Origin of the sequence: Mycobacterium sp., from assembly GCF_035274705.1 — a bacterium.
GTDB lineage: Bacteria > Actinomycetota > Actinomycetes > Mycobacteriales > Mycobacteriaceae > Mycobacterium.
In genome coordinates this window covers 1-18422 of sequence record NZ_DATENY010000043.1, presented here as the reverse complement: position 1 = coordinate 18422, position 18422 = coordinate 1, and the positions used below count along the sequence as shown (strand labels likewise).

At 67.4% G+C, this 18422-nt stretch carries 18 protein-coding genes; 14 read left to right on the top strand and 4 right to left on the bottom strand.

All coding sequences use genetic code 11. From position 1 onward, the window contains the following. Position 1: 1 nt before the first annotated feature. Positions 2 to 262: a ferredoxin family protein gene (locus tag VJV41_RS10920; RefSeq protein WP_325333530.1), complete on the top strand. Its 261-nt coding sequence runs from the start codon at positions 2 to 4 to the stop codon at positions 260 to 262. Continuing rightward, on the top strand, positions 259 to 1656 hold the full coding sequence (locus VJV41_RS10915; RefSeq protein ID WP_325333528.1) for an FAD-dependent oxidoreductase: 1398 nt from the start codon (positions 259 to 261) through the stop codon (positions 1654 to 1656). The genes VJV41_RS10920 and VJV41_RS10915 overlap by 4 nt, the downstream gene beginning before the upstream one ends. 69 nt (positions 1657 to 1725) lie before the next feature. Here the strand turns inward: VJV41_RS10915 and VJV41_RS10910 are convergent, their stop codons facing one another. The 3 genes from VJV41_RS10910 to VJV41_RS10900 form a co-directional block, all read right to left on the bottom strand. Beyond that, entirely contained in the window at positions 1726 to 2613 is an 888-nt protein-coding gene (locus tag VJV41_RS10910; protein WP_325333526.1) for an alpha/beta fold hydrolase, read from the bottom strand. 72 nt (positions 2614 to 2685) lie between these two features. Beyond that, positions 2686 to 3258 carry a helix-turn-helix domain-containing protein gene (locus tag VJV41_RS10905; protein WP_325333524.1) on the bottom strand — a complete coding sequence of 191 codons (573 nt, stop codon included), beginning with the start codon at positions 3256 to 3258 and terminating at the stop codon, positions 2686 to 2688. A gap of 90 nt (positions 3259 to 3348) precedes the next feature. Beyond that, complete coding sequence (locus VJV41_RS10900; RefSeq protein WP_325333522.1) at positions 3349 to 4434, bottom strand: S-(hydroxymethyl)mycothiol dehydrogenase; 1086 nt, start codon at positions 4432 to 4434, stop codon at positions 3349 to 3351. Between the two features lie 273 nt (positions 4435 to 4707). On the opposite strand from VJV41_RS10900, the gene VJV41_RS10895 reads away from it, so the two are divergent. The 10 genes from VJV41_RS10895 to VJV41_RS10850 all read left to right on the top strand — a co-directional run bounded on the left by VJV41_RS10895 (position 4708) and on the right by VJV41_RS10850 (position 14562). After that, entirely contained in the window at positions 4708 to 6591 is a 1884-nt protein-coding gene (locus tag VJV41_RS10895; RefSeq protein ID WP_325333520.1) for an FAD-dependent monooxygenase, read from the top strand. Between the two features lie 22 nt (positions 6592 to 6613). Further along, positions 6614 to 7594, top strand: a complete 981-nt coding sequence (locus VJV41_RS10890) for a hypothetical protein (RefSeq protein WP_325333518.1) — start codon at positions 6614 to 6616, stop codon at positions 7592 to 7594. Positions 7595 to 7608: 14 nt separating this feature from the next. Next, the gene (locus tag VJV41_RS10885) at positions 7609 to 7998 is read left to right on the top strand and encodes a RidA family protein (RefSeq protein ID WP_325333516.1); all 390 of its coding nucleotides are present in this window, start codon (positions 7609 to 7611) and stop codon (positions 7996 to 7998) included. Between the two features lie 3 nt (positions 7999 to 8001). After that, positions 8002 to 9012 carry an amidohydrolase family protein gene (locus tag VJV41_RS10880; RefSeq protein ID WP_325333514.1) on the top strand — a complete coding sequence of 337 codons (1011 nt, stop codon included), beginning with the start codon at positions 8002 to 8004 and terminating at the stop codon, positions 9010 to 9012. Further along, on the top strand, positions 9009 to 9674 hold the full coding sequence (locus VJV41_RS10875; protein WP_325333513.1) for an RraA family protein: 666 nt from the start codon (positions 9009 to 9011) through the stop codon (positions 9672 to 9674). Before VJV41_RS10880 ends, VJV41_RS10875 begins: the two co-directional genes overlap by 4 nt. Continuing rightward, positions 9661 to 10329, top strand: a complete 669-nt coding sequence (locus VJV41_RS10870) for an RraA family protein (protein ID WP_325333512.1) — start codon at positions 9661 to 9663, stop codon at positions 10327 to 10329. The genes VJV41_RS10875 and VJV41_RS10870 overlap by 14 nt, the downstream gene beginning before the upstream one ends. Then, positions 10329 to 10940 (top strand): RraA family protein, encoded by a 612-nt coding sequence (locus tag VJV41_RS10865; protein ID WP_325333511.1) that lies wholly within the window; start codon positions 10329 to 10331, stop codon positions 10938 to 10940. The genes VJV41_RS10870 and VJV41_RS10865 overlap by 1 nt, the downstream gene beginning before the upstream one ends. A gap of 54 nt (positions 10941 to 10994) precedes the next feature. Then, positions 10995 to 12581, top strand: coding sequence for an acyl-CoA synthetase (locus VJV41_RS10860; protein ID WP_325333509.1), 1587 nt, complete (start codon positions 10995 to 10997; stop codon positions 12579 to 12581). Beyond that, a complete protein-coding gene (locus VJV41_RS10855; protein WP_325333507.1) occupies positions 12578 to 13786 on the top strand; it encodes a cytochrome P450 in 1209 nt (402 codons plus the stop codon). The genes VJV41_RS10860 and VJV41_RS10855 overlap by 4 nt, the downstream gene beginning before the upstream one ends. 68 nt (positions 13787 to 13854) lie before the next feature. Further along, positions 13855 to 14562, top strand: coding sequence for a GntR family transcriptional regulator (locus VJV41_RS10850; RefSeq protein WP_325333505.1), 708 nt, complete (start codon positions 13855 to 13857; stop codon positions 14560 to 14562). A 25-nt stretch (positions 14563 to 14587) separates the two neighbouring features. On the opposite strand, the gene VJV41_RS10845 is transcribed toward VJV41_RS10850, so the two are convergent. Then, positions 14588 to 15547, bottom strand: coding sequence for an AraC family transcriptional regulator (locus VJV41_RS10845; RefSeq protein WP_325333503.1), 960 nt, complete (start codon positions 15545 to 15547; stop codon positions 14588 to 14590). 162 nt (positions 15548 to 15709) lie between these two features. Here VJV41_RS10845 and VJV41_RS10840 point away from each other — a divergent pair, with 162 nt between their 5' ends. Beyond that, on the top strand, positions 15710 to 16507 hold the full coding sequence (locus tag VJV41_RS10840; RefSeq protein WP_325333501.1) for a crotonase/enoyl-CoA hydratase family protein: 798 nt from the start codon (positions 15710 to 15712) through the stop codon (positions 16505 to 16507). A 25-nt stretch (positions 16508 to 16532) separates the two neighbouring features. After that, on the top strand, positions 16533 to 18422 hold a 1890-nt coding region (locus VJV41_RS10835), incomplete at its 3' end, for an acetate--CoA ligase family protein (RefSeq protein ID WP_325333500.1).

The following is an 18422-nucleotide window of genomic DNA, read 5'->3' as shown; positions in this document are numbered from 1 at the left end:
GATGCCATACGTGATCGCCGCGCCATGCGTCGCTGACTACTCGTGCCTGGAAGCGTGTCCCGCGGACTGCATCCGGCCCCGGCCGGACGATCCGGATTTCATGACGGCCGAACAGCTCTATATCGACCCGCGTTCGTGCATCGACTGCGAAGCGTGCGTCCCGGCGTGCCCGGTCGAGGCGGTCTACGAGCTGTCGCGACTGCCGCAGAAGTGGGCCGAATACAAGAACATCAACGCAGAGTACTTCGAGGCACAAGCGTGACGCGGCCGCTCCGCGTTGCGGTCGTGGGGGCCGGTCCGGCCGGCCTGTACGCCGCCGGGCACCTCCTCGAAGGGCCGGCAGGCACCTACGTCGACGGACAGCTGCAGCGGCTGAGCGACCGCCCGACCCAGGTGGACGTGTTCGATCGCCTGCCGACGCAATGGGGCCTCGTGCGGCACGGTGTGGCCCCCGACCACCCTGAGAAGAAGCTCGTCCAGTCCGTCTTCGAGGCGACAGCTGCACGCCCGGGGTTCCGGTTCTTCGGAAACGTCGACATCGGCAATCATGTTCGCGTGCAAGAGTTGTCACAGTGGTACGACGCGGTGATCTACGCGATCGGCGCCTCCAGCGACGCAACTATGCAAATCCCCGGCGAGGACTTGCCGGGCTGCCTTGCCGCACGGGTATTTGTCGCCTGGTACAACGGTCATCCGGACTACCGCGACGTCGATATCGATCTGTCCCACGAGCGCGTCGTCGTCATCGGGAACGGCAACGTAGCGTTGGACGTCGCCCGCATCCTCGCCATGCCGATCGCCGACCTGGAACGCACTGATATCGCACCGCATGCACTGGAAGTCCTGCGCGCCAGTCAGGTTCGCGAGGTCGTCGTGCTCGGGCGGCGCGGGTACGCGCACGGCGCGTTCAACAACCCAGAGCTCGACGAGCTTGGTGACCTAGCCGGTGTGGACATTGTCGTGAACGGCGAGCCGCCGTCCGACCACGACGTGCATCTCGGCGACCAGGACGCGGCGACGCGGCGTAAGGTCGCCACCCTGCGGCGCTATGCCGAACGGCCGGTCGCCGGAAACCGGCGCGCAATCGTATTGCGGTTCCTGACCTCCCCCGTGCAGATACTCGGTACCGACAAGGTGACCGGGCTGCTGGTGTCGCACAATCGCCTCGAGCACGACGACTCCGGTCATGTGCACGCACGACCCTTCGGTGAGAACGAAGTCATCGATACAGGCCTGATCATGCGGGCGATCGGCTACGCCGGCACACCGCTGCTCGGCTTGCCGTTCGACGAGCGAAGCGCCGTGATTCCGAACGTGGACGGTCGCGTCGTCGATCATGGGCACCCGATGCCGGGCGCCTATGTGACCGGCTGGATCAAGAGGGGTCCGCGCGGAATCATCGGAACCAACAAGAAATGCGCCCGCGACACCGTACGGGCCCTGCTTGCCGACGCCGATGCCGGCGCGCTGCCCACTGACGGCACCCTGGAAGCTTCAGCGGTGGAACGCATTCTGCGCGAACGACGCCCACAGTTGATCGATCAACGGGGATGGCTACGCATCGACGACCACGAGCGGCGCGCGGGACGAGCGCTCGGGCGTCCCCGGCACAAACTCACCAGTGTCACCGAACAGCTCGCAGCGGCTGAAGGATGATGGAGGCCAACGCTTCCCATTTCGGTCCCGTGCATTTCGATGCCTAGACGGTCCGATGACCATGCGGTGTCACTTCCCGAAGAATGTGCTCAGATGCTGTACGACGAGTTCCGGGCGCTCTTCGGCAAGGTAGTGCCCGGCACCGTCGATCTTCACAATCTCGAAGTCTAGTGCCTTGTGGGGCAAAACATTTCGCACCCATTCATAGGTCATCTCACCGGCGAGCGCGAGGACCGTTGGACTGAGAAGGCCGTAGTTTTTCTCGTCCTCGATGTCCTGGGTGAGTGCTTGGTACCAGCCGTTCGACGCCCGAATCGCCTCGGGCGTGTTGTACGCGTGGGCGTAGACGTCGCGGTCAAAATCGCCGATGGCAGCGGAATCAACCACAGCGGAGTCATGCATCGCGTCGATCAGGAAACGCGCACGTCCGGCCACCAACTGTTCCGGCAGTCCGCGAAGTTGATTGAAGGCGAACCACCACATCACGGCCGGCTGCTCGGGCCGAGGCAACACGGTGAACTGATACCAGCCCTCCTCCGGGTGCATCACGTCCATCAGCGCGACTCGGCGCGCGGCTTCGGGATGGTTGGCGGCGAAGCTGTAGGCGACCAGCGAGCCGATATCGTGGCCAGCGATGTTCACTTGTTCGTGTCCGAGATGGCGTGCCAGCGCGAGGATATCGGCGGCCATCGTCTTCTTGTCATAGCCCGATTCCGGCTTGCCGGAGGAACCCATACCGCGTAGATCGACAGCGATCACCTGGAACTGCTGCGCCAAGGACGGCATGATCTTGCGGAATGCCCACCACGTCTGAGGCCAGCCGCCGAGCAACAGCAGCGGATCGCCCTGGCCGCCGATGACGTAGTGCAGGTCGACGCCGTTCACCTCGGCGTGGCGGCTCTCGAAGTCGCCGTTCAGCGACCGCGCGAGCTCGACATCAGACAGTCCAGTAGTCATGTCCACTCCTTTTTAGAATGTTGATTCTTGAATTTGGATAAACGAGGTGCCCCCCGGTGACACAGGGGGCGCCTATTCCAGGATCGACAGCGCGACGCGCGCTGCGCCTCTCAGTCGTTGGGGGTCAGGAACTTTGGCCAGCGCATAGAGTCCCTCGAGGACGGTGACCAGAAATCTGCCGAGCTCCCTCGGGTTCTTGTCCGCGGCCAGTTCGCCCTGCGCCTGCGCGCGGTACAGGGCACTGGTGAACGCGATTTCTGCTGTGTTCCAAGCGGATCCGACCTGGTGGGTCAGTTGCTCATCACCAGGCAGGCACTCCACGGCGGTGTTCACCGCGAAGCAGCCCTTGCGGTCCGGATCCGCCAGGATGTCCTCCACGCGATCGTGCAGGAGCGCCCGGATCGCCACGACGGCCGAGCCAGGCTGAGACAGCCGCTGCACCACCGGGTCACCTTCCCGGTAGCGCTGCAACGCCTTGAGGTACAGCTCATGCTTATTGCCGAAGGTCGCGTAGATGCTTGCCCGCCCGATCCCGAGGTGATCCACCAGGTCTTCCATCGACGTGGCCTCATAGCCCTTGCGCCAGAACACGTCCATCGCGGCGTCCAGTGCGGTGTCCGGATCGAACTCCTTTGCCCTGCCCACGGTCAGAGGCTAGCTTATTCCAGAATGATCAGTCAAGAAAATCTCGACCGCATCGTGGGAAGGGCAGCCTGCCCCACCCCTTCGAAACCGCTACGGAATCACCACTGAACGCAGCACCCGCCCGGAGTGCATTTTGTGAAACGCCTCCTCAACGCCCTCGATGCCGATGCGTTCGGTGACGAACTTCTCCAGCGGCAGCCGGCCCTGTAGATAAAGCGACACCAGCGTCGGAAAGTCGCGTTCAGGCAGACAGTCGCCGTACCACGACGACTTCAACGACCCGCCGTGGGTGAAGAAGTCCAAAAGCGGCAGGTCCACGCGGACGTCGGGAGGAGGCACCCCGACCAGCACCACAGTGCCGGCCAGGGCCCGCGCGTAAAACGCCTGCTTCCACGTCTCGGGCCGGCCCACCGCGTCGATCACGACGTCGGCGCCGAACCCCTCGGTCAGCTCCTGGATCGCCTCCACCACATCGACGCTGCCCGCGTTGATCGTGTCGGTGGCGCCGAAGTCCTTGGCCCACACTAGCTTCCTGTCATCGGTGTCCACCGCGATGATTTTCTTGGCGCCCACCAGCGCCGAGCCGGCGATCGCCGCATCGCCCACCCCACCACAGCCAATGACCGCCACCGTGTCATCACGAGAAACCGCGCCGGTGTTCGCGGCGGCGCCGAAGCCGGCCATCACCCCACAGCCCAGCAGCGCCGCCACCGCGGGATCGGCGGCCGGATCGACTTTGGTGCACTGTCCCGCGTGCACCAGCGTCTTCTCGGCGAACGCGCCGATGCCCAGCGCCGGGGTCAACTCCGTGCCGTCGGTCAACGTCATCTTCTGCTCGGCGTTGAACGTGGAAACGCAGTACCACGGCGTGCCCCGCCTGCACGCCCGGCACTGCCCGCACACCGCGCGCCAGTTCAGAATCACGAAATCGCCCGGCTCGACGGCGGTGACGCCGTCGCCCACACGCTCCACGATGCCCGCGGCCTCGTGGCCCAGCAGGAACGGAAACTCATCGCTCATCCCGCCCGCGCGGTAGGTCAAGTCCGTGTGGCACACCCCGCACGCGACCACGTCGACAACCACCTCACCAGGGCCGGGATCAGGTACCACCAGGTCCACCAACTCGATGGGCTCGCCTTTTTCCCGCGAAATCACACCGCGCACTTGCTGGCTCACCTGTCGTCGCCTTCCTCGAGGGGCTGGTCGTCCACCAGCGTTAGTAACGCACATCACACTTATCGGAAGGCAATATTGATATCCAATCTGGCGCGTGTCAAGGGGTTGCTGTCACCGCAAATCCCCGATTTCAATCCTTGATGTCCAGGTCACATACCGATTGATCATGCCCGGAATGTCAGATCGTCCCGATCCGGCTCTTGCGCAACCCGGTCCAAACCGGCATATTGGCTACCAATCCTGCGCGAGCAAGCTTCACGGATAGGACGCACGATGAACCAACCTGCGACGGACAGCGACGTCGATCTCGACGTCCCGGTACTGATCGTCGGTGGCGGCCCGGCCGGACTCACGGCCCTGCTGGAGCTGGCCCGACGCGGTATCGAGGGCCTGCTGGTGGAGCGCCGCGCGTTCACGACCCACTTCCCGCGGGCGCACCTGCTCAACGTTCGGACGATGGAAACTCTGCACGACGTGGGAGTGGCCGAGCAGGTCTACCGGGAGTCGCCGCCCGAGGACCGCTGGCACAAATGCGCCTGGTACACCTCGCTCGCCGGCCCAACTCCCCTGCACGGCCGCAAGATCGGCGAGGTCAACGCGTGGGGCGGCGGAGAAGACGCGGCACGCTACGCGGCCGCGAGCCCGCGCAGGTTCGCCAACCTGCCCCAGTTGCGGCTCGACTCGATCCTCGGAGAGCACGCCGCGCGAGCCTGGCCGGGCCGAGTCCGCTCCCAGCACGAGCTCGTCGGCTTGGACTGCGATGACCGCGGTGCCACGGCGACGATCGTCGACCACGACAGCGGCCACTCGTACCGGGTCCGCGCCCGTTTCGTGATCGCCGCCGACGGCGGCCGGACCTGCGCGGGACTGCTTGGTGTCGGTGTCTCCGGTCCGCGGGCTCTACTCGACATCGTCAGCGTGTACTTCGCCGCCGACCTCTCCTCCTGTGCCGACCCCGAAGCATTGCTGACCTACTTCATCTCCCCCGCCGGCCAGGGCACCTTCGCCGCGGCGCTGCTGGCGCTCGGCCCTGGCCGATGGGGTGCGCAGTCACCGGAGTGGTCCCTGGGCCTGGCCTACCGCATCGGCGACCCGGCCGCTGACGACACCGAGACCATCCTGCGGCAGGCACGACAGATTCTCGGCCTGCCCGACCTCGACATGCAGGTGCGGGCGATCAGCCACTGGCAGTTCGAGGGTGTGGTCGCCGACCGTTTCCGAGTCGGCCCGGTGTTTCTCGTCGGCGACGCCGCGCACCGTCACCCTCCGACCGGTGGCCTCGGGTTGAACACGGCGATCGGCGACGTGACGAACCTGGCGTGGAAGATCGCGGCGGTGCTGGCGGGTGAAGCCGCCGAGACATTGCTGGACAGCTATGAAAGCGAACGGATGCCGATCGCGGCCCGCAACGTCGAGCACTCGCTGCGCAACGCGGGACGGCACGCACCGGTCGCCGGCGCACTGGGCCTCGCGCCGGGACAATCGGAAGAGGACGGCTGGGCTCAAATCGCCGTGTGGGCCGCGGACACCCCCGAAGGTGCGCGGCGCCGAGCGGCTACGGCGGTCGCCGTGGCGCACAACGCGGAGGACTACAGCCAGCTCAACATCGAGGCCGGGTTCGCCTACGAGACCGGCGCCGTCATCCCAGACGGCACACCGCCGCCGCCGGGACACGACTCAGCTACCGCGTTTTGCCCGACTGCCAGGCCAGGACACCACATTCCGCACATCTGGCTGAACCGAGCAGGCCACCCAGTGTCCACATCGGACCTCGTCGCGCCCGAGGGTATGACGCTGTTCGTCGACGCGGCCCACGCGGTGACCTGGCGACGCGCGGCCGAGACCATCACCGGCGTTCGGCTCACCGTCGTCGAGGTGGACGACACCCTGGCCGACCCGTCGGGAGAGTGGACGTCCGTGCGCGGTACCCGCGCTGACGGCGCCCTGCTCGTCCGTCCCGACCGCCACGTCGCGTGGCGCGTCGCGAACGCCCCCGCCGATCCGGCCGCCGCGCTGGCCGCCGCCCTGCGGCGGCTGCTGCATCCGGAGCCGGCGCCGCCGGGGTTCCGTGGCGACCTGGCCGGAATCACCGATGCCGGCGAGGCACTGCGGGTGTCCCCACCCGGCGATCCGCGCTTGTTCACCGTCGTCGACTGACACCAATCAGAAGGGTATTTCCGTGGCAGAGATCGTATTTGGGGCCGCCACCTCACACAGCCCGCTGCTGGCCGCACCACCGAGGCTGTGGGCCGAGCGTGCCGACCAGGACCGCACCAACCCCGAACTCTACGACGACTCGGGGGTGATCAGAAGCTTCGACGACCTCGCGGCCGAGGCGGGCGACCGGTTCGCCGCGAGCTGCACACCCAGCGTCTGGGAGCAGAACTGGCGCCGTACCGAGGCGGCGCTGGCCCGGTTGCGCGAGGACTTCCAACGCGTCGCACCCGATGTCGTCCTGATCGTCGGTGACGATCAGCGGGAACTGTTCACCGATACCAACCAACCGGTGATGGCCATTTCGGCGGCCGCGACGATGACCACAGGACTGCTCGACGACCACGATTCGGAATTTTTCAAGGAGGCGGCCCGCAGCTATTTGATGGACGCCGAATTCTCCTTCGCCGGACACGCAGAGCTGGCAGAGGACCTGGCGCGGGGCCTGATGACCGAGGGCTTCGACATCGGCTGGATGGCCGACGCACCGCCCGGAACAGGTTTCGGGCACGCCTACGGCTTTCCGATCCACAAGTTTCTGCAGCCGGACCCCGTCCCCGTCATTCCGTTCATGCTCAACACCTACTACCCGCCCAACCAGCCGACCCCTCGGCGATGCTTCGAACTCGGGCGTGCTCTGCGTGCGGCCGCCGCGGCGTCGCCGATCGATGCGCGCATCGCGCTGCTCGCCTCAGGCGGATTGAGTCACTTCGTCGTCAACGAGGAGCTGGATCGGCAGGTACTCGACGCGATCACGAGCAAGGACAGCGACACGCTGTGCGCCATCCCGGACTCCTTGCTCAACAGCGGTTCCTCGGAGATCCGGAACTGGATCGCGGTCGCAGGTGCCATGGAGGGAAGGCCGGTCGACTGGTCCGAGTATGTGCCCATTGTCCGATCGGTGGCCGGAACCGGTTGCGGCATGGGCTTTTTGAGCTGGCGATAGGAAGGAGAGACATCGTGGCACGACGTTCGATTGAGGTGCCCGGCCTGCATCACGGGGGCCTGCCGATCCCGCAGGCATGCGTGGTCGGCAACCTGTTGACCTCCAGCGGGATCTCCCCGCTCGACCCTGCGACGGAAACCGTGCCGGAGGACATCGAAAAGCAGGTGGAGCTGGTGTTCGCGAATGCCCGCCGAGTCCTGGAGGCCGCCGGCGGCCGACCCGAGGACGTGGCCAAGTGCACGATCTTTGTGCGCGACAAGGCAATCCGCCCCGTGATTGACAAGTACTGGATCGAGATGTTTCCCGACGCGGCGTCCAGGCCCGCCCGGCACACGCTGCGGATCGACCTGGCGGAGCCGATGCAGATCCAACTCGAAATCCTCGCACTACTAGGAGAAGGCTGACCCGTGATCATCGACGCACACGCCCATCTCGTCGCCCCCGACGGCCTCTACGCCTACCGGGCGACCCTGATCGCCGATGGCGGCTACCACGCGGGCAAGCCCAAGATCTCCGACGACGCGATGGCCGAGGCCGCCGCGGGCAACGTGGCGATCATGGACTCTGTGGGCACCGACCTGCAGCTGGTGTCGCCACGCCCGTTCCACCTCGGCACCTCGATGAACCCCACCCGGCTGGTGGAGCCGTGGATCCGCGCGAACAACGACACCATCGCCAGAACCGTTGCGCTGCACCCGAACCGGTTCGCCGGAGTCGCAGCGCTGCCACTGGTGCCCGACCAGCCGGTCGATGTGGCCTTCGCCGAGCTGGACCGCATCGTGGACCTCGGTTTCGTCGGCGTGCTGGTCAACCCCGACCTGCACGAAGGCCGTGGCCACACCCCGCCACTCGGCGACCGGTACTGGTACCCGCTCTACGAGAAGCTGGTCGAACGGGACCTGCCCATGCACGTCCACTCCGCGGGCTGCTACAGCGAACGCGAGACCTACAGCGAGCATTTCGTCACCGAGGAATCCATCGCGATCCTGTCGATGCTGCGCAGCCCGGTCTTCAGCGACTTTCCTTCGCTCCGGGTGCTGATCTCCCACGGCGGCGGCTCGGTCCCCTACCAGATCGGGCGCTGGCAGGCCGAGGTTCTGCACCCGGCGCTGGGCGGCAGCCCGGAATCGGAGCGATTCGAGACGGCGTTGCGCAGGCTCTGGTTCGACTCGGTGCTGCACCACCCACCGTCGCTAGAGTTGCTGCTGCGCACGGTCGGAACGGACCGGGTGCTGTTCGGGACGGAGAAGCCGGGCAGCGGCAGCGCCCCCAACCCGGACACCGGCCGTGACTTCGACGACATAAAACCCGTCATCGACGGCTTCGACTTCTTGTCCGACACCGAACGCAGCGCGATATTCGAGGACAACGCGCGCCTGGTGTTCCCGGCATTGAAAAGCGTGCCCGCCCGCCCATGAACGACTTCGTGAAACGGCTCCGGACGCTGGACACCTGCGCCGTGTCCGATGCCCTGGACCGGCACGGCCTCACCGGCGTCGTCGGTGGGCTCCGACCGCTCGCCGCCCAGCGGCGGCTGGCAGGGCGCGCCGTCACCGTCCAGCTGGGCCCGCCGCCCGCTGAACCCACCGCTACGCCTCGACGGCATCTGGGCACCGCCGCGGTCGATGCGTCCGGCCCGGACGACGTCATCGTGATCGCCCACCAGGGCCGGACCGACTGCGCGGGCTGGGGTGGTTTGTTGTCACGTGCAGCGGCGACACGGGGCATCGAAGGCGTGGTGGTCGACGGGGCGGTCCGGGACGTCACCGAAGCCAGCGAAGCAGGACTGCCCGTGTTTGCCCGCGCCAGTACGCCAGTCACCGCCCGGGGGCGGGCAGTCGAACTGGCCTGGGGTGAGCCCGTCGAGGTCGCGGGAATACCTGTCGCCCCGGGTGACCTCGTCCTCGCCGACGCCGGCGGAGTGGTCGTCATCGCGGCGGCACGCGCCGGGGACGTGTTGAGCACCGCGGAGCGGATCGCCGCCACGGAGGCGGCCATGGCGGCCGCGATCGAGGCGGGCACCCCGGTCTCCGAGGTGATGGGCAAGAGCTATGAGGAGCTGACCGATGGTGACAGCTGAGCAATCGCCGGTAACCCGGCTGGCCGCATTGTCGACGTCCGCGGTCTCCGACGCACTGGATCGCCTCGGCATCGCGGGGCAGGCCCTGGGCATCGCGCCTCTCGACCGGGCGTTTCGGCTGGCCGGGCGGGCCTGGACGGTGCGCTACGGGCCGGTCGGGCAGGACCGCGGCACGGTCGGTGACTACATCGACGATCTCGGCCCCGACGATGTCGTCGTGCTGGACAATCAGGGCCGCCTCGACGCCACCGTGTGGGGCGACCTGCTCACGACGACCGCCCATGGCCGGGGCGTCGCCGGGACGGTCATCGACGGCGTGTGCCGTGACGTCGACCGCAGTCTCATCCTCGGCTACCCGATCTTTTCCCGGGGCAATTGGATGCGCACCGGCAAGGACCGAGTCCGCGTCGAGGCCACCCAGGTCGCGGTGTCGATCGGCGGTGTCCGGGTCGAACCGGGTGACCTGCTGCTCGGCGACGGCGACGGACTCGTGGCGATTCCCGCCTCGCGCTCCGAGGAGGTGCTGGCGGCGGCCGCGGAGATCGAGCGTGCCGAAGACACGATCCGCCGGGCCGTCGAGGCCGGCACTTCCCTGCGGGAGGCGCGCCGCGCCGTGGGCTATCACACCCTGCAGCACCCGACGGGGAAAACGTGATGACGCTGAACAACCAGACCCGTGTCGAGCTGAGTTCGGCCACTGCGCACGAGACAGCCGGGCGCATCGGTGCGCTGCCCTCGGCGATCAAGCCCTTGTCACCGGACATGCACCTCGAAGCGCGGGCGTTTCCCGTCCGCGTGCCGCCCGGGGACAACCTGTGGCTGCACCGCGCGGTGTACGCAGCCAGCCGCGGTGAGGTGCTGGTCGTCGACACCGGCGGCGGCTTCGAGTACGGCTACTGGGGCGAGATCCTCGCCGAGGCCGCGATCGCACGCGGCCTGGCGGGTCTTGTGATCAACGGAGGCGTCCGCGACTCGCGGCGACTCATCGAGCTGGGCTGGCCGGTCTTCGCCGAACGTCTCTGCATCCGCGGGACCGCGAAGAACCCTCACGGCGACGGAGAGCTCGGTGAACCCGTGCAGCTGGGCGACGTCACCGTCGGTCTCGGCGACCTGATCGTCGCCGACGCCGACGGGGTCGTGTGCATTCCGGCGGCGAGCGCCGACGACACCCGAAGCGGATGCGTCGAGCGGGAACGAACCGAGGCGGGGATCATCCAGCGCCTTCGCGGCGGTGAGACCACCCTGGCCATCTACGGTCTGCCGTGAGCGCAGCGGCACCGCCTTCACCAGACACGCTCCGCAAGGCAGAAAGGACTCCCGGTGACCAGCGACGCGGTATCCCGTGCCCGTCAGCATTCAGTGGGTGATTTGTTGCGCCGCACGGCTTTACGCTATCCGGACAAGCTCGCCGTCCTCGCCGGAGAACGACGCGTGACCTACGCGGAGTTCGACGCGAGCGTGAACAGGTGCGCCCGCGCCCTGGCCGACCGCGGCCTGGGCAAGGGTGATCGGCTGGTGTTGTTGTCGCACAACTGCTGGGCCTATGCGGTGCTGACCTTCGCCACGGCCCGGCTGGGCATCGTGCTGGTGCCGGTCAACTTCATGCTCGGCGCGGACGAGATCGCCTACATCCTCACCCATTCCGCCGCGACAGGCGTGGTCGTAGAGGACGTCCTGGTCCCGACTGCCGAGAGCGCCATCGCCTCCGCCGGGTTGGCCGGGGGGGTACGCGGCTGGATCGGGCTGTCGGCGGCAACACCCACCGATGGATGGGAAGACGTCGACACCTGGATCGACACCGGGGATCACCCGCCGGCGCCGGATGTGCGGATCGCCGACGACGACCCGCTGCGGTTGATGTACACCTCCGGCACAGAATCCCGGCCGAAAGGGGTGCTGCTGTCCAGCCGCTCGCTGATCAGCCAGTACGCCTCATGCGTGATCGACGGCGGAATGAGCGCCGACGACGTCGAGGTGCACGCCCTGCCGATGTATCACTGCGCCCAGCTGGACTGCTTCTTCTCTGTCGACGTCTATCTGGGCGCCACCAGCATCATCGTGTCCAGCCCGGACCCAGCCACGCTGCTGGCAGTCATCGAGCGTGAGAAGGTCACGAAGCTGTTCTGCCCTCCGACGGTGTGGATCTCACTGCTGCGACACCCCGACTTCGACCGCACGGATATGTCCAGCCTGCGCAAGGGCTACTACGGAGCCTCACCCATGCCTGTTGAGGTGCTGCGGGAGCTGCAGCGGCGCCTGCCCGACGTGCGTTTGTGGAACTTCTACGGCCAGACCGAGATGGCGCCGGTCGCCACAATCCTGCGCCCAGACGAGCAACTGGCGCACGCGGGCTCCGCGGGACGCCCGGCGATCAATGTCGAGACCCGTGTCGTCGATGACGACGACAACGAACTCCCACCAGGCGAGGTGGGCGAGATTGTCCACAGAAGCCCCCACGCGACCCTGGGCTATTACGAAGACGAGGACAAGACCGCCGTCGCGTTTCGCAACGGGTGGTTCCACTCCGGGGATCTCGGAGTATTCGACGATCGGGGCTACCTCACTGTCGTCGACCGCAAGAAGGACATGATCAAGACCGGTGGGGAGAACGTCGCGTCGCGGGAAGTCGAGGAAGCGCTGTTCGAGCTCGACGGCGTCGCCGAGGTCGCCGTGTTCGGCGTCAGCCATCCCCATTGGATCGAGGCCGTCACCGCGGTCATCGTTGCCAAACCGGACGCCACAGTCACGGTCGAGCAGGTCCACGCACACGCACGCAATGTGCTCGCCGGCTACAAGCGGCCCAAGTACGTGGTCTTCGCCGACCACCTACCCAAGAACCCCAGCGGAAAGATCCTGAAGAAAGAGCTCCGCCATATCCACGCGAAATTGGCCGAGGAGTCGTCATGAGAACCAGCCCCGAGACGCTCGATGGCGTACCCGTGCTCGATGTCGACCCGTATGACCACGACGTCCTACGCGAACCACACGACTTCCACGAGCGGCTGCGTGAAGCAGGACCCTTGGTGTGGCTTTCCCGGTACGGGGTGTACGCGTGCGGCAGGTACGACCAGGTGCTCGCCGGCCTGCGGCAGTGGGAGGACCTGATATCCAGTGACGGCGTCGGGATCGAGGACCTCAACGCGAGCGAGAACTTCCGCACACCGAGTTTGCTCATCGAGGCCGATCCGCCCGCACACACGCCGCGCCGCGCGGTGGTCAACAAGATCCTGACAGCGCGAGCGCTGCGAAACCTGCAGGACGAATTCGCCGAGGCCGCCAATGGCATGGTCGACGGGCTGCTGGAGCGCGGCACCTTCGACGCCGTGGCCGAGCTGGCCGAGGCGTTCCCGCTGACCGTGTTCCCCGCCGCGGTCGGCCTCGGTGAGCGGGTACGGCCGCACCTGCTCGCCTACGGCGACCTCGTCTTCAATAGCGGTGGGCCCGAAAATGACCTGTTCACCGCCGCCAGAGCAAAAGCACCCGAAGCCATCGCGGCCATCGCCGCACAAACCCGCAGGGACACGTTGCGGCCCGGTGGCCTCGGTGCCCAGATTTGGGACGCCGTCGACCGCGGCGAGCTGCCGGCAGACGAGGCACCTCTGCTCGTTCGCTCACTGCTCACCGCCGGTGTCGACACAACCGTCGCAGCGATCGCGACGGCGATACACTGCCTGGCCGTCAACCCCGATCAGTGGGAGTTGCTCAAGCAGGACCCGGCGCGAGCACGCATCGCGTTCGAGGAAGCGATCCGGTTCGAGTCACCCGTCCAGACCTTCTGTCGCACCGCGATCCGCGACGCCGACATCGCTGGTGTCCGGGTGCCGGCGGCGGCGAAGGTGTTGCTGCACCTCGCGTCGGCGAACCGGGATCCTCGCCGGTTCGACCGACCGCACCGCTACGACCTCACCCGTCGAGTTTCCGGCCACGTTGGCTTCGGTATGGGCATTCACCAATGCGTGGGCCAGCACCTCGCGCGGATGGAAGGCGCGGCCGTACTTTTCGCACTCGCCACAAAAGTTGCCAGGCTCGAACTTGCCGATACGCCGGCCCGGCGGCTGAACAACACCGTCCGGTCGTGGGGACGGGTCCCGGTCAAGATCACGCCGGCCTGACGTCAGCTGTGACGATGGTGGCCGGCGGTATAGTTCCAGCGGTAGCGCACGGTGACAGGGGGCGGCTCATGCCGGGGACGGTGGGTCCGACCGCGCCAGCGCCTACTGCCCAGAACCGTAGCGTCGCGAGCGTCATCGACCGGCTGCGGGAGATGGTCATCAATCGCGAACTCCTTCCGGGACAACAGATCCGGCAGGAAGAGATGGCACGCGCGCTGGGGATCAGCCGGGTGCCGCTGCGGGAAGCGCTGCGGGTGCTCACCACGGAAGGCCTCCTGACGCATCGGCCACACCAGGGCTACTTCGTCACGAGGCTGAGTACAGAAAATCTCGAGCAGATCCACAATCTGCTCGAGTTCCTCGAGACGGAGCTCATCCGGACGGTCCGGTGGCCCTCCAGTGACGAGGTGGCGCGACTGCGGGCCATCAACGGCGAGATCGCCGCCGCCGCGGCCAGGCACGACATCTCGGCGGTGAACCGGCTCAACCGGGCACTGCACCGGGAGATCTTCGAACTGTCACCGATGGCGATATACCTCGCCGAGGCGGAGAAGTTCTGGACGGTGTCCGAGCCCTACCGCCTGCTGCATGTGGCCACCACCGACACCGCGATCGCGACCGAAGAACACGATCAGCTCATCGACGCTCTCGCGGCCCAGGACCGTGCCCTGTGCCTGCGGATTCTCGCCCAGCACAGGCGCGAGAGCCAAGGTGCCGCGCTCACCACGATCGCCGGTGACAACGGGTACGGTCGCGGGCTCGCCGCCGGACAGTAGCGGGCGCCGCGCGCAATCGAACCGCTCATCGGTGGTGCCTTCGGTACTCGCGTGGGGTGCTGCAGAGATGGTCGGCGAAGGCGCGGCGGAACGCGGCCTCGTTGATGTACCCGACGGCCGCTGCTACGCGGGCGACGGTCATGTCGGTCGTCGCGAGCAGCTTCGCCGCCGTCGCCATCCGCCATCGGATGAGGTAGACGTGCGGGGTCTCGCCGACCGCCTCGGCGAACCGCGCGGCGAATGCCGAACGCGACAGGCCGCACGCCAACGCCAGGGAAGCGACCGACCAGGCATGCGCAGGGTCGGCATGGATCAGCGTGATGGCGGGCGCGATCCGCGGGTCGGCCAGGGCTCGCAAGCCGGGCCGGCCCGTGGTGTCACGGGTTTGCAGCCGCAGCGCGAGGATCAGCAGGATCTCGGCGAAGCGGCTCATCAGCCGGGTGCTCGCCGGACCGGGTGACGCGCTCTCCTCGATCATCGCGTCGGCCACGAGCCGCAGCGGCGCGGTCCCGGCCGCAGCATCACCTGGGACATGGATCACGCTCGGCAGGCTGTCCCACAGCGGCCCACGCGGTGCATCACCCATCTGCATCAGACAGCACACGAAGGAGCTGACGGGGCGGTCGCCGGTCAGTCGCAGCGGCTGGGGCGTCGCCGTGCCGGCAGGCGGAAAGGTGAGTGTCCAGGTCGTGCTCGACGGATCGGAGCCGTCGTGCATGTACCCGCCGGCACCATGCGGGCGGATCACGACATCCCCTGGCCGCGTCACGATCGGTTCGGCGCCCGGCGCCGGGACCAGGTGACTTTCGCCGACGGCTTGCACGAGTACCGCAAGCAACGTGGTCGGCTCCGCGTCCACCCGCCACGGAGGGGCGAGGTCGATCCTGCCCGCGACGACGGTCGTCAGGCGATGCACATCCAGCAGCGACGCGAGGACATCGACGTCCTCGGCGGCCGGATCATTCGCGTGTTCGTGTGGTGGCATCGGCCCTTCGCAAGCACGGTCTGGACGATTTCGTCGGTTCTAGCGACTTTATGGCATGGACACTCTTTGCCGCAGGCGGTTCCCTGGGGTGCGAGCCGCTGCACATGCGCACGGCGTTCTATGTGGGGGCTGGCCCCCCGGCGGGAAGGAGACGAGTCCCCGGTGGTGGAGAACCAATTCACGTACCAACTCGACGGCGATGTCGCATTGATCGGGATCAACCGCCCAGAGAAGCGCAACGCGCTGCACGACCGGATGTTCGCCGAGCTCGGTCGGCTTGCCCAGGTGGCCGGTCACGAAGCGAAAGCGGCTGTGATTTTCGGTGTCGGTCCAGATTTCTGCGCGGGGCTGGACCTGGCCGAGACTGCCCGGCGCCTGATGGACGGCGACATCGAGCGGACGCGGGTTGGCCCGCACGCCCCGCACGTCGCCTTTGACGAGATCGCCCGCGGTCGCATCCCGGTGATCGCCGCCCTGACCGGTGCCGTGATCGGCGCGGGGCTGGAGGTGGCTGCCTCGGCGCACATCCGGGTCGCCGACGACACCGCGTTCTTCGCGTTGCCCGAGGCCCAACGTGGCATATTCGTCGGCGCCGGCGGCTCGGTGCGCATTCAGCGCCTGATTGGCAATGCGCGAATGACCGACATGATGCTCACCGGCAGGGTCCTTGACGCCGACGAGGCGCTCGCCCAGAACCTGGTTCAGTACCGAGTCGACGCGGGCACCGCGCTCGACATGGCTCGCCAGATCGCGAAGACCGTCGCGGCCAACCCACCCGAGTGCAACTGGGCGATCACGCAAGGGCTCGCCCGCGTGAACGACATGTCATACGACGACGCTCTCTACGTCGAGACCCTGGTCGGACGGAACGCTGTTTCGGCGGAGTCCGAAAACCGTCTGCGCGATTTCGTGGAGAAACGAGCGAAGCCGTTGGACCGTCCGGCGCCGTCGCGCAGCTGAAGACCGACCGACTCGAGGAGCCACGATGACGAGCAACCCTTACGAAGGGGCCGCCGCCTCGGCGGTCGCGACAATGGTCAACCCCCGCTCGATCGCGATCGTCGGTGTCTCCGCGAAGCCGGGTTCGAGTGGTCGCAATTTGCTAGACAGCTTGCAACGTAACGACTTTCGCGGCGACATCCACCTGGTTGGCCGTTCCGGAGGGGAGATCGGCGGGCTCTCGATGCTGACCTCCATCGACGCACTGCCCAAGGGCGTCGATCTCGCGCTTCTCACCCTGCCCGCCACCGGGGTCCGCGACGCTGTCGCCGCCTGTGTCCGCAGGAACGTCCGCGTCGGCGTCATCTATGCGTCGGGGTTCGCGGAGTTCAGCGACGCGGGTCGCGCCGAGCAGATGGAGATCAGCCGGCTGGCCCGGGATGGGGGTCTGCATCTTGTCGGACCGAACTGCATCGGCTACACCAACTACGTCGAGCCGCTCAACACCGTCTTCCTGCCCGACACCCCGGTACAGCGACTCGACGAGGCCGCCAGGCCCGCGGTGGCGGTGCTCGCTCAGAGCGGCGGGCTCATGAACATGATCTTTCAGGGCCTGCAGGCACGCGGAGTGGCGGTCTCGTACCGCTTTTCGACCGGCAATGAGGCCGGACTGACGCTCGCCGACTACCTGGACTACCTCGCCGACGACCCGGCGACCAGCGGGGCCGTCATCTATGCCGAAGACATCCGTGACCCGAACGGTTTCCTCGCGGCGGTCGCAAGGATGCGCGCGCGGGGAAAGCTGCTCGTGCTGATGCACACCGGTCGCAGCCTCGTGGCCCGCCAGGCCGCGGCATCGCACACCGGGGCGCTCGCCGCGGACTACGGGGTGTTGAAAACCCTGGCCGCCCACGCGGGCGCGTGCGTCGTGGAGTCTCTCGAGGAGCTCGTCGACGTCGCCGAGATCCTCGCGCGATACCCGCAACCTCCGACGGGAGGCGCCGCCGTCGCCACGACGTCGGGGGCCTTCTGCGCTATCGCCCTCGATGCCCTGGACGATCTCGGCATCGAGGTTCCCGCCCTCTCGCCGGCAGCGGAGGCGATCCTCGCCGCTCGGTTGCCGGCCTACATGAAGCCGAACAACCCGCTCGATCTCGGCACGGCGGTCGTCATCGATCCGGAGCTTTTCCACGATGGGCTCGCCGCACTGCTCGGCGACGATCGGATCGGATCCGTCACCCTCGCGGTCCCCTACTCGAATCCCGAGGCCAACCTCGAGATGCTCAAGCACGTGACCAGGGCCGCGGCCGGGCAGCCCAAACCGGTCGCCGTTGCCCTTCTCGGCGACGTGCTGCCCGTGCCCGCGGAGCTGGCCGCGTACGCCGCGGAGAACGGGGTGGTCATCTCCAGCTCGCCGGAGCGGAGTCTGCGGGCGATGGCGGCGGTGAGCCATTACGGCCGCGCATTGGCCCGCACCCGGGCAGTCGTCCCGCTCGGCGACCTGGCCGGCCCCATCAACCTCGATCCTGGTCCACAGCCAGAGTGGCGGGGCAAAACAATCCTGGCCGCGGCCGGTGTGCCAGTCCCCGAGGGCGCGCTGGCGACGACCGTCGACGACGCGGTGAGAATCGCCGCGAAGGTCGGCTATCCGGTGGCAGCCAAGGTCCAGACCGCGGCGCTGCAGCACAAGACCGAGGCCGGCGGCCTTGTCCTGGGCATCGCCGACGATGCCGGCCTGCGCACCGCCTGGACGGCGCTGACTGACCGTTTCGCGGCGACCGACCTCGAGCTCGACGGGATCCTCGTCGAAGCGATGGCGCCCCGGGGCGTCGAATTGATGGTCGGGGCGAAGCGGCACTCGGCCTGGGGCCCGGTCGTGATGGTCGGGCTCGGCGGAGTCTGGGGCGAGGCGCTTGGCGACGTCCGGCTGATCCCT

Bases quoted from the DNA above. Each gene is read 5' to 3' on its own strand.
- VJV41_RS10920 (WP_325333530.1), top strand. From the start codon at position 2: ATGCCATACGTGATCGCCGCGCCATGCGTCGCTGACTACTCGTGCCTG.
- VJV41_RS10865 (WP_325333511.1), top strand. From the start codon at position 10,329: ATGACGCTGAACAACCAGACCCGTGTCGAGCTGAGTTCGGCCACTGCG.
- VJV41_RS10845 (WP_325333503.1), bottom strand. From the start codon at position 15,547: ATGCCACCACACGAACACGCGAATGATCCGGCCGCCGAGGACGTCGAT.
- VJV41_RS10875 (WP_325333513.1), top strand. From the start codon at position 9,009: ATGAACGACTTCGTGAAACGGCTCCGGACGCTGGACACCTGCGCCGTG.
- VJV41_RS10855 (WP_325333507.1), top strand. From the start codon at position 12,578: ATGAGAACCAGCCCCGAGACGCTCGATGGCGTACCCGTGCTCGATGTC.
- VJV41_RS10850 (WP_325333505.1), top strand. From the start codon at position 13,855: ATGCCGGGGACGGTGGGTCCGACCGCGCCAGCGCCTACTGCCCAGAAC.
- VJV41_RS10895 (WP_325333520.1), top strand. From the start codon at position 4,708: ATGAACCAACCTGCGACGGACAGCGACGTCGATCTCGACGTCCCGGTA.
- VJV41_RS10910 (WP_325333526.1), bottom strand. From the start codon at position 2,613: ATGACTACTGGACTGTCTGATGTCGAGCTCGCGCGGTCGCTGAACGGC.
- VJV41_RS10870 (WP_325333512.1), top strand. From the start codon at position 9,661: ATGGTGACAGCTGAGCAATCGCCGGTAACCCGGCTGGCCGCATTGTCG.